At 43.9% G+C, this 18,281-nt stretch carries 9 protein-coding genes; 4 read left to right on the top strand and 5 right to left on the bottom strand.

Annotated elements, in window-relative coordinates; all coding sequences use genetic code 11:
- Positions 1-132: 132 nt before the first annotated feature.
- Entirely contained in the window at positions 133-2,169 is a 2,037-nt protein-coding gene (locus J7529_RS08175; RefSeq protein ID WP_318728581.1) for an ATP-binding protein, read from the bottom strand.
- Positions 2,170-2,661: 492 nt separating this feature from the next.
- Between J7529_RS08175 and J7529_RS08170 the strand changes: the two genes are divergently transcribed.
- Entirely contained in the window at positions 2,662-2,955 is a 294-nt protein-coding gene (locus J7529_RS08170; protein ID WP_271942162.1) for a hypothetical protein, read from the top strand.
- Positions 2,956-2,989: 34 nt separating this feature from the next.
- Here J7529_RS08170 and treY read toward each other — a convergent pair whose 3' ends face one another.
- Positions 2,990-5,833 (bottom strand): malto-oligosyltrehalose synthase, encoded by a 2,844-nt coding sequence (gene treY, locus J7529_RS08165; RefSeq protein ID WP_318728580.1) that lies wholly within the window; start codon positions 5,831-5,833, stop codon positions 2,990-2,992.
- Positions 5,834-5,994: 161 nt separating this feature from the next.
- Positions 5,995-7,818: a malto-oligosyltrehalose trehalohydrolase gene (treZ, locus tag J7529_RS08160; protein WP_318728579.1), complete on the bottom strand. Its 1,824-nt coding sequence runs from the start codon at positions 7,816-7,818 to the stop codon at positions 5,995-5,997.
- A 176-nt stretch (positions 7,819-7,994) separates the two neighbouring features.
- Between treZ and J7529_RS08155 the strand changes: the two genes are divergently transcribed.
- Entirely contained in the window at positions 7,995-8,255 is a 261-nt protein-coding gene (locus J7529_RS08155) for a hypothetical protein (protein ID WP_413038843.1), read from the top strand.
- A 62-nt stretch (positions 8,256-8,317) separates the two neighbouring features.
- Here J7529_RS08155 and J7529_RS08150 read toward each other — a convergent pair whose 3' ends face one another.
- Complete coding sequence (locus J7529_RS08150; RefSeq protein ID WP_318728577.1) at positions 8,318-12,109, bottom strand: NACHT domain-containing protein; 3,792 nt, start codon at positions 12,107-12,109, stop codon at positions 8,318-8,320.
- 385 nt (positions 12,110-12,494) lie between these two features.
- Here J7529_RS08150 and J7529_RS08145 point away from each other — a divergent pair, with 385 nt between their 5' ends.
- A complete protein-coding gene (locus J7529_RS08145) occupies positions 12,495-12,710 on the top strand; it encodes a hypothetical protein (protein ID WP_318728576.1) in 216 nt (71 codons plus the stop codon).
- 328 nt (positions 12,711-13,038) lie between these two features.
- Here the strand turns inward: J7529_RS08145 and treS are convergent, their stop codons facing one another.
- On the bottom strand, positions 13,039-16,536 hold the full coding sequence (treS, locus tag J7529_RS08140; RefSeq protein WP_413038842.1) for a maltose alpha-D-glucosyltransferase: 3,498 nt from the start codon (positions 16,534-16,536) through the stop codon (positions 13,039-13,041).
- Positions 16,537-16,723: 187 nt separating this feature from the next.
- Between treS and malQ the strand changes: the two genes are divergently transcribed.
- Positions 16,724-18,247 (top strand): 4-alpha-glucanotransferase, encoded by a 1,524-nt coding sequence (gene malQ / locus J7529_RS08135; RefSeq protein ID WP_318728574.1) that lies wholly within the window; start codon positions 16,724-16,726, stop codon positions 18,245-18,247.
- Positions 18,248-18,281: the final 34 nt, after the last annotated feature.

Genomic DNA, 18,281 nt, shown 5'->3' with positions numbered 1-18,281 from the left:
GGGGACACGGAGAATGAGATGACTCTATGAAATTTAGGGCGCTCTGAGGGTCTATGGATGCACAATCATGAAAATCATTCACTTGTCAGGACACGGAGATGGGGCAAAACCCTAATTGTTAATTATTAATTATTAATTGATCACTGGAATTTCCACCACAAATTCCGTACCCTGTTCCGGACTCGATTGAAACCATAAACGTCCGCCATGTCTTTGGGTGATAATTTGATAGCTAATGGATAGTCCTAAACCAGTCCCTTTACCGATAGGTTTGGTTGTGAAAAAGGGATCAAACAAACGAGGTTGTACTGACTGTGGAATTCCAGAACCATTATCATGAATGCGAATAGCAACCCATGCATCTCCTAGAGCTTCTGTCTTAATCGTGATCCGGCTGGGATGATCTTTCAATGTTTTGCGGTCTAATTGCTGCTGTCGTTCATCAAGGACATCAATGGCATTACTCAACAAATTCATAAAGACTTGATTGAGTTGTCCGGGATAGCAATTGATTAAGGGAAGTTCCTGATAATTTTTAGTCACTTCAATAGCCGCACAACTCTGACAGCATTTAAGGCGATTTTGTAAAATCATCAAGGTGCTATCAATGCCTTCATGCACATCGACTGCCTTAACTTCTGATTCATCCAAACGGGAAAAGTTACGCAAGGATTTGACAATTTCCCGAATTCTGACGGTTCCTACTTGCATGGATTGCAGGGTTTTAGGAAAATCTTCGCTGAGGAAATCAAGTTCGATCGCCTCTATTTCTTGTTGGATGGCTTCAGGAGGTTGGGGATAATGCTCTTGATAGAGCTGCACCAAGGATAACAGGTCTTTGGTATAGGTTTGGGCGTGGGTTAAATTTCCATGAATAAAACTGACTGGATTATTGATTTCATGGGCAACTCCCGCCACCATCTGTCCCAAGCTAGACATTTTTTCACTTTGAACCATCTGAGCTTGAGTGTGTTTTAATTCTTCTAATGTCGTATTGAGTTGCTGGGTACGTTCTACCACTTTGAATTCTAAATCTTTTTTAGCTCCTTCCAATGCCTTAAACGTGAGCTGTAACTGAGCCGCCATCCGATTGAATGCTTTGGCGAGGGTTCCCAATTCGTCCTCTTGCGAGAGATAGACTCGTTGAGTCCACTGTCCCTTAGAGAGGTTCCATACGGCTTCTGTCAAATCGGTTAACGGTTGAGTCACCCAACGACTAAAATGCCAAGTGATTGAACCGACAACAATTAAGGTGAGTATACTGAGGGTAATCGCTGAACGATGATAATAGTTCTGGGGAGCGGAGACTTCAGATGTTTGCTGCATGAGAACGACTCCCCAACCATTGGCTAATTTGACAGATATGGATAACCAATGGATGCGATCGCTATCTTCAAATTTTAAGAGTCCTTCTTCACCCTTTAAAAGCTGTTGAACTGGGGGATAGGAGCTAAAATCTTGAAGCTTATTTTGTAGTAATTGCCGGTTTGGATGGGCTAACAGTTGACCTTGTTCATCAACGAGAAAGGCAAAACCCGTTTTACCAATGTGGGTTACACCAATCACATTAGAAAGTTCCGTTAATACCATACCCATGCGGATCACTCCTTGGGGATGGAAGCGATCGCCGGTTTCTGCATAAATGGGAGTGGAAAAAATCACTGCGGGTTCTTCCGTCTGTGGAGTGATAAGGGTTTCACGGGTAATGGGTTGTCCTTGCATGGCTCCTTGGAACCACTTGCGATCGCTAAAATCGATCGGTTTAATCGTTTCTTGTTCGCTCAGGGCGATAAATCTACCCTCTTGGTTTGCAGCTCCAATACTCCAAACCTGCTCTTGATAAGTATGGTGAGTAGATTGTAGTAGGGGACGTAGTTGTTGGGGAGTCAGTTGAGAGAGTCCAGGTTCACGGCTGAGGTTTTGCACCAGTAAGGTATTCATCCGATCCCATTGCGTGACGCGATCGGCTAATCGTTGGGCTTGAAGGTCAAGAATTTGTTCACTCTCCTGGTTAATGAGCCGTCCCGCATCGAAAGCTTGTAATTGCAGAGCGCCTAGGACAATAGGGACAACTCCTAACAGGATAAAGAGAGTCATGCGCGATCGCAAACTCCCCATTAGCTTGATCCCAATCCAACGCCCTGAAGAAGAGCTACGCCTAGGAGTCATCTTTCTAGCAGATGAAGAACCAGATAGAGTAACCATGGAGAACCTCACATCAACCGCCCACTCCAACCCCTTCGGTATGAAGTACAACTATCTTATAATTGAGATGTGAAAAACTTGTGACAATCTTGCTATCTTTGAGGGGATTTCAAGGAATTTTTGTAAAGATTTTTTACTAGATACGTCCTTAATAAAAGGATCGTCTTAAAATCTCAAAGTTGAATGCATAGGTATAGATACTGTTCAACGCTTCGGGATCAAACTCTCATCCGTCATCCCTGATACAAAATTCAACATTCTGATTTTAATCCAGAGCAAAAACACCAAAATCACCCAATCTTACTCTCATTTTTTGCCACATATCTTCAAAAAGATTTAAAAAGAAAAATTTAAGTTTTTTGTATTCTTGGTCGAAATGGAAAAATTCCGCCTATTGTAGAAACGGATGACACCCAGTTGTCCTCCATGAAGTGAGGTTTACTGGATATAACTCATATGAACCTTTTACTGATTTTTGTCCGTTCCCTGTGTTTAGCCATTTTACTCAGTTTTGTTGCTCCTTGGATTCTGATTGGAGGAGTTATGATTGGCTTGGATGTAGGGACTCGAATTCCTGGATTAACAACCCTATCCCAAACCGGAGAAAGCCTCATTTGGCATTTCTTAGCCATTTTTGGCAATGGAGAACCCCTAGAAGGATTACTGGTGCTTGGAGTCACCTGTAGTCTCGTCGGGGCTATGTTTGATGCCTTTGCTTTTTATCGAGAACAAATTTGGCATAGTCATTAAGTCATTTGGCCTAATGTCCCGATGACCACTTGGTTTATGAAGTTTGTTTAATCAGCAAGGCTACGGGAAATTGGTTGAGAATCTCCCGCATCCACAGAGTATTTTCACCTTGGATTTCTTGCCCCGTAATCGCATCTTTCCACACCGCAGAAGACCCCGTGGGTAAAGAAATTCGAGTTTCATGCCAAACTTGTTCCCCCAAGGGGTATTCATCTTCCTTAATTAATTGAGTTAAAAACCGGGGAGCGATCACAATTGCACTTTGCTCATTCCAAGTCCTCATAAACGTTACAATATGAGATTTTAAACTCCCATTAACCGGCAACTTCTGGTAATCTCCCCGTTGAAACAATTCTTGATAGTCTTGACGAGCCTTGAGGGATTGAACAATAGTAAACAGCTTAATTTTACCTTCTTTTGGGTGCTGGAGAAGATCGGTAAATAAAGCAGACTTATTCTTTTTCCACTGCGATCGAATTTCATTAAGCAACTTTAATCGCTTCTTAAAGTCTACTGGCCGCCGGTTATCTGGATCGACCAACGTTAAATCCCATAACTCCGTTCCCTGATAAAAATCAGGCACACCCGGAACCGTAATTTTTAGCAGCGTTTGTGAAAGGGAGTTGAAAATACCGTAATGTTGAATTTTCTGCTGGAATTGACGGAACGAGGGTAAAAACTTATTCTGCTTCGTCTCCTTAAATAAACTATCCACAAACTTCAGAAACCCTTCCTCATAGGCCGTATCCGGACGCAACCAGGCCGTATTGACCTTCGCTTCCCGAATAGCCTTAATTAAATACTCCTTAATCCGTTGTACAAATTCCCCTTTATCTTGGTCATCAAAAGGATAAATTCCCAACAGAGTCTGATAGAGGAAATATTCATCATTGGGAGTGGGCACATCTAAACCGCGCACCGTGTCTTTATACCCCGCATTCATCTTTTTCCAATCTTTTATATAGGTACTCCATTCCTCCGGGATTTCCGACAGCACATTAATTCTAGAGCGCATATCTTCCCCCCGTTTTGTATCATGGGTAGATGTGCCATTCATCGCATGGGGCCAATTTGAACACCGCTCTTGATTAAACCCATGGAACTCTTCTAGAGAAAACCCAAATTGACCGGGTGTAGAACCGACCTCATTTAAAGACACCAAGCGGTTATAGATATATAAAACCGTATCCTCTACCGACTTGGCCATCAGCGGCCCCGTGAACTGCTGTTGACGCATGACAAAATGCAGCCATTGTTTTTTATCTTCTGGGGTTAAATTGTCATCAAATTGCAGCAACAAGAACTTTTTAATAAAACTAATTTCGTTAATTAGCTCATTCAAAAAGCTAGGAATATTTTCTTGTGTCTTGGCAATCACTTGAGCAATACAGTCTTGGTCTAGGGTACTCACTTCATAATTGACTTCCTCTCCACTGACTTCTCCGCTAATATACGTCCGATAGACCGAGAAGGCTGCCATCACTTCCACCAAAGCCGCTTTCAACCCATAAATGGTAAAGTCACTCGAATAGCGATACTGGTCAGCAATCCGTTTGAGCAAATGCGCTAAGTTATCAATATCTCCTGCTAGATGTTTTTCCAGGATTTTGCGTTTATTCTCATCAATTAACTTATCGCATTTCAAGACATCACCAATAAATTGGCTATAGCACTGATCGAATTCTGCTTCCGAGTCTTGATAGCAAAAAATCCCATTGATATAGTTCAAGAAATCATAGCCTGTCGTTCCTTCAATCGGCCAATTTACTCTCAATTTCTCATGAGGTTCGATGATTTTTTCTGCTATAATATAGGTATTTTCTGCCTGATTTCTCAATCGAATTAGATATTGTTTGGGATCGTACAAGCCATCAATATGATCGATTCTTAATCCGGTGATTTTGTTTTCTTCTATCAACTGCAAAATTAGCTTATGACTTTGATCGAAAACGGCTCTATCTTCCACTCTCACACAAATTAAATCATTAACGGTAAAGAAACGCCGGTAATTGAGTTCTTCATTTCCCACTTTCCAGAAAGAGAGCCTAAAGAACTGCTCATTGAGTAAGTCATCCAGTAGATCAAAACTTTCAGGTTTACCGACCTCTCCATTAAAGACTTGAATATTCTCTTCTATAAAGACTTTAATTTCAGGATTGTCATTCCACAACTCCCAAATCATGCTTTTAATAAAACTAATCTGTTCGTACCGTTCTCGGTAACCTGCACTGCTGGGAATATATTGAATAGCATTAATCGCGTACAATACACCTAGAAATTTAACAAAATCTGGATGAGTTCTGCCTAGCTTGTTTCGCAATCGCTCGGAATTATGGTCTAATATTTTGCTATAAGACTCAATCTGAATGGGGAAATTCCAATCCCAATAGTTAATCGTAAATCCTTTTTTTTTATACTGGATTTTTAGTTCACCACTTTCTAGACAATCTCCATAAAATTTACCTAAAAATGGGGCTAAAACTCGGTGTCTAATGCCTTCATAGGGATGTTCCCAATCAATATCAAAATAGTCTTTGTATTGAGAGTTGGGGCCATTCTCTAGAACATCCACTAACAAGGGATTTTGGCTACTAAAGGCCATATGGTTAGGGACAATATCTTGTATCCAGCCAAGTTGGTGTTTTTGCACCCCTTCAATGAGCTTTTCAAACTGTTCTTCTCCACCGAGTTCGGGGTTAATTTGATTGGGATCGACTACATCATAGCCATGGGTGCTACCACTTTGAGCTTTCAAGATGGGAGAAGCGTAAATATCAGAAATCCCTAATTCAGATAAGTAGCGAAGAATGGACTGAGCTATTTCAAAGGTAAATTGGGGGGTAAATTGGAGTCGATAGGTCGCGGTGGGAATTTTCATAAAGTAGTATATCAGAAAAACAGTTCGGATTGATTATAGCGTCAATCCAGGAGTTATAGCATTTTGCTCTGAAGTGGCGCTTAAAAAGGTGCTAACAAAGGGCTGAGAGCAATTTGCCTTAATAGAAATGGTATTGGGTACACAATCAATGGAATTTAACGCTAGGATTGAGTATACAAGACAAATCCCCAACCGGAGAGCGTGATTTCTTTGCCTGCGCTCAGTTCTTGGGGGTTAGTTTGTCCGAAACCGCTCCATTGTGGAGCGGCAGAATCAAGGATTTTTGTCCAAACTCCAGGGGGAATGGAGGGGGTGAAGGTAATCGGATCGGAGTTGAAATTTAGACAGATATAGACATGAGAAGTGTTAGCGTGACGATGGAGGAGAATCACGGAGGTATCCGTGGGATGTATCACTTTTGTATGCTCTGTTTTAAGGGAGGCTAAAGCAGGATGAGTTTTGCGTAATTCGATGAGGGTTTTATGGAGCGATCGCAGAATTTTATGATTTCCTTGTTGTCCTAATTCCCAGTTTAAGGTCGATTCCTCAAATACGTCCACACTTTGGGGGTCAGGGACTTCTTTTTGCCAACCAAATGACTTAAATTCTTCGGCTCTTCCTTTACGTACGGCTGCCACTAAATCGGGGTCGCCATGGCTGATAAAATACTGAAAGGGCGCGGTTTCTCCATATTCTTCTCCCATGAATAACATGGGGATAAAGGGAGAGAGCAATACAGCGGCTGCTGCTAATTTTAACTGATCGAATCCGACTAGGGTAGAGAGGCGATCGCCAGCTAATCGATTTCCCACTTGGTCATGATTTTGGATACAGACGACAAAACACTCCCCCGGATAGCTTAACGAGGAATTGCCATGGGAGCGCTGACGATGGACAGAATATTGACCTGAATACACATAACCTTCGCGATAAGCCTTCGCTAAGTGGCTTACCTGACCGAAATCTTCGTAATATCCTGAAGTCTCTCCCGTTAACAGGCTATGGAGAGCATGGTGAAAATCATCACACCATTGACTATGATGGCCCCACCCACCCGTCTCCCGGGACTGGAGAACGCGCACGTCATTTAGATCACTTTCCGCAATTAAATAATGGGCATATCCTAACTTTTGATCCAAGGCTTCCACGGCTGCCCCCAACTGTTGCAGAAAAGGCTGGGCGCTAAAATCATAAATGGCATGAACCGCATCTAAACGCAGAGCATCAATATGATATTCTTCTAGCCAATAGAGGGCATTTTCGATAAAGAAATTGCGTACAGGGTCGCTATAAGCATCATCATAATTGACTGCATCTCCCCAAGGGGTGCGATATTTATTGGTGAAATAGGGGCCATAATCCCAAAGATAATTGCCCTCCGGGCCAAAATGGTTGTAAACCACATCCAGAATGACGGCAATTCCCGCTTGGTGACAGGCATTCACCAGGGTTTTCAGTCCATCCGGCCCTCCATAGGAGGATTGCACCCCATAGAGATAGACCCCATCATATCCCCAGTTGCGACTACCGGGAAACGCGGCAACTGGCATAATTTCGATGGCGTTAATGCCTAAATCGAGTAAATCGGGCAGTCGGTCAATAATCGCGCTAAAAGTTCCTTCAGTCGTAAACGTGCCCACATGCAGCTCGTAAATCACATAGTGCTCTAAGGGCAGACCGTTCCAGTCTCGATCTTGCCAGACAAACCCTTGATGATCCACGACTTGCGAGGCATCGTGAACCCCTTTCGGTTGCAGGGAGGAAGCGGGGTCAGGACGGTCTAGGGTAGTGTCGAGTTGATAAAAGTAGAGGCTTCCGGGTTGAACATCACTAATGGTTACCGACCAATACCCCTGTTCGTCTCGTGAAAGGGGAATTAGCCGCTCTTGGGGAGAAACCAGGTGAACAGCAACTTCTTGCCGTTGAGGGGCCCAAACTCGAAATTCACACTGGTTGTTTCCCAAATATTGAGATCCAATTTTCATCTGTTCAAGATCCTTAACTGCATCATCCGATCTTAGTACAGGATTGGCCGGGGTAGAAAACCGGTTTTCTTTTCACCCCAGCAGTAGGGTGTGTGAATAACGCACCCTATTCAATTTTTGCGATAATACGATTGGAGCTAGATGACGGCGATCGTTTCCCTGAATCAGGAGGACAAATGGTTAGACAACGTTGGACGGATGAAATGCTCGATGAGTTGGCTTCGAGTGTAGATGAACTCAGAGATAGTGTTAGTGAGATCAAAGATAGCGTGGATGGGTTGAGAGTAACCAGTCAAGCGCTCTTACAAGTTGCGGCTCAAAATCAACGAGATATGGAATTAATTAAGGAGCGACAAGCGGAAAGTGATGCACGATTTAATGTTTTACTCGAAGAAGTTCGTTATCTGACTCGACGAGAACGAGAGGATGAGGCGTAGAAACCGGGTTTCTTGCTACATTGGTATCCCACCAGGAAAGTCCTGAGAAACCCGGTTTCTTTTCACGCCAGCAAGTCTAGCCAAGATTGCAGCACCGAGACCAAATTCTCCTGCTCCGGGGGGAAGCCGCGCAGGGGAGCATCCAGAGGAGTACGGGTAATCCAGGCGATGGAGACAGTGGGAGCGAGGAACTGGCACAGATGGAGGAGGCACTCTTGCGGGTCGCCGTTGTGGAGAATCAGGGCAATGTGGGGGTGGCGCAGTTGGGCGTTGGTGAGTTCGGTTTCGAGGTCAAAAGAGTCGGTAATTTTGGGGAGGGTTTCCCCAGGGAAGAGTTGCCGAAAGACGCGGGTACTGAAGGCTTTGGCGAGTTTATCCTCATCGGTAATGGTGGTTAAATGTTCGATATCCACCCAGACGGGGGTGGTGTGGGGGGTGGGGTGCAGTTGGTTGGGGAGGTCGCGCAGTTGGGCGTTGAGGGTGTCCGTGAGGGCAGTTTTGCCCACGGGGGTTTGGTCTGCGACTTCGGGATGGGGGGGAGTGTCGAGATGATGCCAAGCGCGGTAGAAGTCGGGGTAGGGGAGATCTTGGGCAATTTTCCAGAGGAGGTTGTAGCTACTATCAAAAAGGTGCAAGTTATTTTCATTAATTTCATTGCTCAGGTGAGGTTGGAGAGCAAAAACTATCTCTTGCCGTTGTTTATGGGTAGTGAGAATATCGCCTAGACTCTTAGCTGCATAGTGAACACTTATACGATCAGTAGAAGTTGCTATGATTTTCAGCAAAGCCTTAATAACATCAGTATTTCCTTGTCCGAATTTTCCTAATCCCTGAATTACTTCATGATAATAAATACTATCTTTATGAGTTTCTAGGAGTTTAAGGATACTAGAGATAACATATTCATTTCCTAGAGTTATTTGATATAAACTTTCCATTGCTATTCTAAAACTAGAGAACATATTTGGGGTGGCAAGATAGTCAATAATTGTGCGGATTGCTTTATTATTGTTTTTGGCTATTCTGCCTAAACTATCAAAAACTACTTGATCGCTAATATGTGGAATAGTTGTAGTTTTGAGGATTTTGATTAAACCTTCAATTACTGCCGGATTTCCAGGATCTATTAATTCCAGTCTTTCGCAGGCTTCCCAGCAAATTTGATCTTCTTTTATTTTGTCTATTAAATTTTCCAATGAAATTATTGCTTGGGCATTTCCAGGCTCAAGTTTGCCTAAATTATAAGCCACTTGTAAACAATGCTTTTCATCTTTAGCCGTTTCCAGGAGTTGCATTAATTTAGAAATTGCATCAGAATTGCCAGGATCAATCAGACCTAAACTAAAAGCTGCACGCCTACAAGTATCAGGATTTGGATTGGTCTTAATGAATTGACTTAAGACTTCTATTGCATCACTATTTCCTTGTGCCATATTTCCCAAAGTAGATATGGTATAGTGAACAGTCTTTTCTTGCGAAGTGTTTTTGAGAATATGAATTATTCTCTTGATAGCTATTTTATGTTGTATAGCTACTTTCCCCAAGCAAACAATAACTGTGTGGCGAGTTGTTTCATTTTCCGTTTGCTGCACTAGATTGAGTAATTCAGTAATGAGTTTCTTATTTCCTTGTCCTATATCAGCCAAGCCTAACATTACAGTCCAACATCTGTAATCATATTGAGTTGTTTTTAGTATATTCATACAATGATCTATGACTTTTATATTTTGACTCGCAATTTTCTCTATAATCCTAAATATTGTATTCAATCTATCTGAATTAACACATTTGTCTATGAGATGGATTAGACAAGTAATTATTTCCGGGTTATTACTTCTAATTTTTTCTAGAGTCTCGATTTTTTGAAAAGGAAGATGTTCAAAATCTTTGTCTTCAATTCTATTGATCAAAAAAGAAACAGCATAAGAATCATATGGAGATATTTGTGCTAAGTTTTCAGAAACCTCTAACTGTATGTCATCTGGAATATTGTTAGATTTAATTAGATTTATGAGTTTGTGATTTATATACTTTTTATCTGTCATCATCAATGTTTTTCTAGCACTTTTCCTGATTTCTTCATAAAAGCTTTGCCAATGGTTAATTTCAGGATTGAAAAAACCAAATGAAAACTGTATTACTTTTGATAAAATTCGGTCTTTCAAATAGCAAGTTTTAAATTCACTGATTCCAACCGCAGCTAGAAAATAGGCACGATACCAATAAAACTGGTAACATCCATCCTCAAAATTCACCAACGTCTCAATAAATCCCTCCTTCTTCCCATCCTCCACATCTCCACGCCCCAACCACAATAAAATCACCTCGCGCCAACGGGATTCAAAAATGCGATAGGGTTGACTCGAAGACTGTTCTGGCGAATGATCCGACGGTAGAAAAAAGTGCCAATCTGCCACTGCACAAGCGGCAAAATACTCCTGAAATGTCAAATGGAAAAACGCATAAACCGGCTCCTTGGTGTCATTATCGAGATAGACAAAATTCAACCATCCCAATTTTTCCGCTAACTCAAACTGTTTTCCTAAAACGTTATCTACTAAAGATTCCTTCAAAGGCACATTATCCTTCATCGCGCTACGTGCTAATTTTGCTAACTTTTTATTTAACTTCCAGCGTTGCTTCCTGTCTGTAGGAAATCGATTCTGTTTCCAGATGTAAAAATCTCGACAAAACCGCTCATATAAATCTGCTTTTGTTGCCGTTTCCAGAATCTCCCCCTGATTCAACCGCCAACTCTGGCACAACAAAGGCAACCTCAACGGATTTCTCACCAAATCCAAAATCCTGGCACGTTCCGGTTCCTGCAACTTCTGCGCCAACTGTTTCCCTAACTCCGGTTTCTTCTCCCGCTCAAACCAAGCACCAATAAACTGCTCCACCTGCTCCGGTTCAAAACACAACGTGCGATAGGTTTCAAACTCCCCTAACGTCGTCGGGTTACTTTCCCAGACATTCAACCGACAACTCAACACTACCCGCGCTTGATTCACCCATCCTCGCAACGAGTCGCGAATCTCCACCACGGGAAGAGCAGCAGACATTTCATCCAACCCATCCAACAATACCCACACTTTTCCCGTCTTAAACCAGTCAATAAACTCCTGCTTCTGTTCTACTGTTGGCTGCAAAACCTGCAATTTTTCCTTTAACCATTTCTCCAGTAAAAAATCCTCCAGCGTCATTCCCTGCAACCGCGCCAAGGGTATCCAAATCGGATAACTTTCTGTCTCAATCAACTTCTGTCCAATCTGGTCTAACCAGGTCGTTTTTCCCGCTCCCGGCTCCCCAATAATCGCCAAATTTTTCCCGGCATTGCCAATCACTTGCGCCAAAAATTCTTGGTGTTCGTAGCGCTGTTCGATCTCCTTTTCTGTCAGTTCATACTGCTGCATCCCCGCTTCCGCACCGGGCATCTCTTGCCCCGTCCGTCGCGGTTGCTGCTTGCGCTTCACCAATCCCAAGGGCACATAAACCTCGACCTCATGCCCTATTTCTGTGGCACTCTTGCGCCGTTCTTGCTCCTGCTTGAATGCGTCGGTACAGAGCTTTTTCCAGTTGATCGAGTTAGTAATATCGCCAACGTCAATAATCTCATCCGGTTCTAATCCCAACGCTTCGACAATAGCGAGGGCATAACTTTTATCGACTCGATCATTCTTACCTTTCTTGCCAAAAAATGCTTTTACTGTCGTCTCTTCACATCCTGCGACTTCAGCAATTTTGGCATACGTCCAAAGTTTATTATTTTCATCCCTCCTTGCTGCTTTTGCCTTCTCTAGCTTAATTTTTCCTTCTCGTGTTGCAGCAATACCCCGTTGACGTTGTTGACTCATAGCCCTGTCACTTGAATAAAAAACGAGTTAGGACTTACGCAACGCATCTATCTATATAACGTCAGTTTCACCTAAAAAGGGCTTTGGTGTAAGCACGAAGAGTGCTTAAAAGCCTAGCTGGAGAGGGATAAATCCCTCACTACGAACGAAATCTAATGCATCAAATTAGGTGCAACAGTCCACGACCGATAGAGTTAATGCGTACGTCCTGTGAGTGAGTCATGACCACGATGACTGGTTTCATTTTAACCTAACCCAGTCCTGCGATCGCGGCTGCAAATCAGGGGAGTTAGTGGACTTATTAAGTCCCCCGAATACATCCTGACTGCAACACTTTGTAAACCCCACCATGGTCTCAAAGCCATACAGGAAAAGGTTTACAGCCATGGAAGAACAACTGGATAAATTTCGACAACGGGAAGCTCTGGAAAACCTGGGAACTAATTGGGTTGATCCCCATATTCAGCAACTGACGAGTGTTCCCAGTCACACGCTCCCGACTATTCCGGCTCATCCCGTTGTCGGGTTCGGGTGTGCTTCGGGTTGGTTGCTGGTGACGTTTGTCTATTGCTGGATGAAGCGGAAAATCGATGGGAAATAGTTCTCTCCCACAGAATTGGTAAGGTGGGCAGGAGAAAGCGGCGATTTTATTCTAGTTTCAAACTCTTTTCCTGCCCACCCTACTGGACTGTTTCACCTAAAATAGGGCTTTGTTTGGTGTAAGCACGAAGAGTGCTTAAAAGCCTAGCTGGAGATTGCTCAATCCCTCACTACAAACAACATCTAATGCATCAAATTAGATTTCGTTTGTAGTTGGCGCTTTAGCGCTAAAGCGCCAACTACGAACCGAGTGTCACGACACTACGACTATAGCTACAGATCATTGTAAACACGCTATCGCGAAGCGCTATAATTCGTCTGTTTACCGATTACTCATTACCGGGGGAAGCGCTGCGGGACTGTAAAAGAGGAATCAGATAGGACATATCAGAAACTTGCAAGAGTTTTAAGGTACGCGATAGGGGGATTTTCACCCAAGTGGGACGATGGGTGAGTTCGTAGGAAATGGCGTAGACTGATTTTTCCAGGATGTAAGCGTCGAGTAGCACTTGCATTTCCCGTGGGGTATCGGGGAGGAAGTTGCCTTGGCTGGCGGTTTGCAGATAGGCTTTCACAAAGACAAGGTTAACCCAACTGCACCAAAAGTCTGACCATTGCTCCATGTCGGACAGGTTGTCGGGGTCAATCATGCCATTATCGACTTCTTGTTGTAGGGCGACGCTGGCAGCATAGTGGAAGGATTGTAGCATTCCGGCCACATCTCGCAGGGGCGATCGCTTCATGCGTCGTTCGCTCAAGGGTCGATTGGTTTCCCCTTCAAAGTTGGTGATCACAAAGTCTTTACCGGTATAGAGGACTTGTTCTAAGTGATAATCCCCATGACAACGGGTTCTCAGGGCAGTAATCTTCAAGTCAATGACAGAGCCAAAGCGCTTTAATAATTGGTCTTTGCGATTAATTAAGTCCATCGCGATCGATTGCCAGTCTTCGGGGAGTCGGTTGAGACGCTTTTGTAAAAATAGGAGGGTTTTACCGCTCAGATTCCGCATATATTGGTAAATCGACCGTTGGTAGAAAGATGAAAAGGGTTCTGGGGCAAAGTGTCGATTGTCGAGATCGGAGGCTAGGGCTAGATGGAATTCAGCCATGTATTGGCCCAGACGTTCAGCGGAGCTAAGGTAAGATCCGATTAGGGAGTAAACGACTTCAGGAATCTCAGCCATGGAATCATGGCTCTCTAAGTCTAAGTCGGTCGATTTTGAGGTGACATCCAGGGTAAAGTCCTTGAGGTTAGGTAAGGGTAGGTCGGCAATTTCAATGGGAGTAGCCATGACTTGCTCGAAATAACCCCGCAAATTATCGAGGGTATATGACCAACCGTCGCGGATGTCGGGAATAAAGTCGCGCAACACGCCAATGGTCATGGAGGGTTTACCGGGGCGACGATATTCTAGGGAACCATAAAAGGGGGTAATTTCGCCCGATCGCAGGGAGAACGTTTTGGGGTTCGGTTCCAGGTCTGAGCTAATTCTACGGGTGAGAAATTCCCCAATTTCCAGGTCGGCATTGATTCCTTCTTCAATTTGCCGGAAGAGTTTGAGAACCAGATGATGGCGATCGACTTCAGCTTGAGGATCGCTATAGATAATCGAAGTATGTTTGTGTTCGCCTCGCAAGACTTGGGGATCTAAGGATTCAATCCCTTGGCTCAATTGTTCGGGGGTTTTAAACAGATAGGGAACAATTTTGCCTGCAATCCCTTGATATTGCCAACCGTTGGCGATCGCCTCTAACATGAATCTGAGGAAATCTGGATCGGCGCTGGCTTCGTATAAAATACCGGTTTCGCCGAATTCTTGCACGTTGATTTTAGCAACCATGCGATCGCTATACATGAGGTCTTCCTCAACACTAATGGCTTCGTATGCAATAGAAAAAGCATAGGTTTCGGCTGCACCTTCGGTATAGTTGACCTGAATGAGCAGAATCTGAGCTTCCCGGTTTTGGTAAGGAATGGGAATCACATCCACAATTTGTGTGGATTGAATGGTGCGCGATTTACCCGTAAACCAGGAGCGAGTAATCAGATAGTGGGGTAGATGGAGTTCAAAGCGGGTTTTGGGATCGTTTTGATAAAACGCGCTTGGCCAGGGGCCGGTCGGGACTTCTAGGGTGGGAAGTTGGGTAACAGGAACCGGACTTGGGGTTAAATTTTCCTCGATTTGTAGGGTGAACCAGTAGAAAGCGTAGGGACTGAGGCTGAGAAAATAGGAACCCTCGGCGATCGCCGGAAATTCAGTACGGCCAAAGATTTCTACGGGTTTCATCCCTTGGAAGGGGGATAGGTCTAGCTCCACAGTTTGCACAAACCGGGAGAGATTAGCCACCACTAGGATATGTTCGCCGGCATAGGTGCGGGTAAAGGCTAATACTTTGCGGTTATCGGGATACAGAAATTCAAAGCTTCCTCGACCGAAGGCTTGGAACCGTTTCCGGGTGGCGATCAGCCGTTTCATTGACCACCAGAGGGCGTTGGTGTTGCTGCGTTGAGCTTCGACGTTGATCGCTTCGTAATGGTATTCCGGGTCGAGAATGGGAGGAGCGTAGAGCCGTTGGGGGTTGGTGCGGCTAAATCCAGCATTGCGGTCAGCGCTCCATTGCATGGGGGTACGGACTCCGTTGCGATCGCCCAAATAAATATTATCCCCCATGCCAATTTCATCCCCATAATAGAGGACGGGGGTTCCGGGTAAGGAAAAGAGCAGACTATTGAGTAATTCTATGCGGCGGCGATCGTTCTCCATTAAGGGACTTAAGCGGCGACGAATCCCTAAATTAATCCTCGCTTGCGGATCTTGGGCATAGACGCGATACATATAATCTCGGTCTTCATCCGAGACCATTTCTAAGGTCAATTCATCATGATTTCGCAGAAATAGCGCCCATTGACAGTTATTCGGAATTTGGGGGGTTTGTTGTAAGATATCTATGATTGGAAAACTATCTTCCATTTTCAATGCCATAAACAGACGCGGCATCAAGGGAAAATGGAAATTCATGTGGCATTCATCACCCCGGCCAAAATAGGCAGCCGCATCTTCAGGCCATTGATTCGCTTCAGCCAGTAACATGCGGTTGGGAAACTTTTCATCAATATGGCTGCGCAGATCCTGCAAAAATGTATGGGTTTGGGGTAAGTTTTCGCAATTCGTTCCTTCTTCCTCATATAGATAGGGAACTGCATCTAAGCGCAGACCATCAACTCCCATCTCTAACCAAAAATCCACCACTTCTAAAATAGCTTTCTGCACCGCTAGATTTTCATAGTTGAGGTCTGGTTGATGGGAATAAAATCGATGCCAATAATAGGCATTCGCCACAGAATCCCAAGACCAGTTAGAATGTTCAAAGTCTTGGAAAATAATCCGAGCACCTTGATATTTACTAGGGTTATCATTCCATACATAAAAGTCTCGCTCTGGTGACCCTGGAGGCGCTTTTCTAGCTTGCTGAAACCAAGGATGCTGGTCAGAGGTATGGTTAACGATTAATTCGATAATGACTCGAATGCCTCGTTTGTGGCTCTCGCGTAAGAATTCTTTGAAGTCCTCTAAATTTCCATAAATGGGATTGACGCTATTGTAATCGGCAATATCATAGCCATCGTCTTTGAGGGGAGACGGGAAAAAGGGCAGTATCCACAGGGCAGTGACCCCTAATTCTTGGATGTAGTCCAGTTTGTCCTTGAGTCCACCGAAATCACCGATACCATCTCCGTTACTATCGGCAAAAGCCCGGACAGGAACTTCATAAATAACCGCATCTTTAAACCAAAGGGGATCGTCTTTGAGGATGGAGTGGCTCATTTCTTCTATTGTCCAATGTTCTTGATTTTTCATTTTAATACCTGAAGCAAAAAAATAGGAGTCGCTCAAGAAAATGAGCAGATGAATAAAAAAACAACAAATCCGCCCCAGCGATCGCGAGGGACTTTTTGTCTTATTCTATGGAGAGGACCGATCATCCGTATCTCTTGTAGAGTTTGTAATTCCTATGGCTTTTGAACGCGCAAGTGGCATTTTATTACACCCAACATCCTTGCCCAGTTCCTTTGGAATTGGCGATTTAGGAGAGAATGCTTACCGATTTATTGATTTTCTCGCTCGGAGTGGGCAAAAAATATGGCAAATTTTACCCCTAGGACCAACGGGTTATGAACATTCTCCTTACACGATGAATTACAGTGCTTTTGCCGGTAATCCCTTGATGATTAGCTTAGAGCAATTAGCCACAGAAGGATTATTAAATTCTGAGGAATTAATCCCTCTCAATGGAGAAGATATCATCCCCAACCGAGTGAATTTTGATCGGGTGATTCCCCACAAATATGGGTTCCTCAAACAGGCCTATGAAACCTTTAAGGAACAGTTAGCAGAAGAGGAAAATCCTGCCTTGACTAACTTTACTCAATTTTGTCAGGAACAGGCCAGTTGGTTAGATGATTATGTGTTATTTATGTCCCTGATGGAGGAGAATGGGGGACAAGCTTGGAATCATTGGGAAAGATCGCTCGCTCGTCGCGAACCCCAGAGCCTAGCTCGTAAAAAAGAAACCCTTGTTGATTCCATCCTATACCATCAATTTCTGCAATTCAAGTTTTTTGAACAGTGGCGAAACCTGCGCCAGTACACCAACGAAAAAGGCATTCAAATTATCGGTGATGTTTCGATTTATGTTTGCCACAACAGCGCCGATGTCTGGGCAAATCCCGAAATTTTCAAGTTAGATCCCCAAACCTTGGAACCGGCATGGATGGCAGGCGTACCTCCGGATTATTTTAGTGCGACAGGGCAATTGTGGGGGAATCCAGTTTATGATTGGAATAAATTGCAAGAAACGAATTATGCTTGGTGGATTGAACGCTTCCGAGCCACGCTGCAATATGTAGATGTCGTCAGAATTGACCATTTCCGAGGCTTTGAAGCCTATTGGCAAGTACCTGCGGGTGAAGAAACAGCGATGAATGGAGAATGGGTAAAGGCTCCAGGATTTGAGTTTTTCCAAACCTTGGGTGAGGAATTAGGCAGTTTACCCGTTTTAGCGGAAGATTTGGGCATTATTACGCCAGAAGTGGAAGAATTACGGGATCATTTTAACTTTCCAGGAATGAAAATTCTCCTATTTGCTTTTGGGGGGGAATCTGATAATGCTTATTTGCCCCATAATTATCCCCAAAATTCAATTTGCTATACAGGAACCCACGATAATGATACGGCAGTGGGGTGGTGGGAAAAGACGAGCCAAAAAGAAAAACAGCATTTAGCCGAATATCTCGGTTATAGTTCCCCGGAAGAAATTACTGAGATTTCTTGGCTGTTAATCCGTATAGCCTTGAGCGCGGTAGCCGTTTGGGCAATTCTCCCCCTACAAGATTTATTCAGTTTAGATAACCAAGGACGAATGAACGATCCCAGTGTCAGTGCTGGAAATTGGCGTTGGCGCTATGCTGATCCAGGAATGTTGAGTCAGGAATTAGGCGATCGCCTGCTACACTTAACTCAATCCTATGGCCGCTAAGAGTGCGACGCACTAGGGAATAGGGAATAAGTTT

It is taken from the genome of Roseofilum sp. Guam (assembly GCF_017746735.1).
Classification (GTDB): domain Bacteria; phylum Cyanobacteriota; class Cyanobacteriia; order Cyanobacteriales; family Desertifilaceae; genus Roseofilum; species Roseofilum reptotaenium.
The sequence above is the reverse complement of the archived record's forward strand: the minus strand, read 5'-3'. Positions and strand labels throughout refer to the sequence as shown.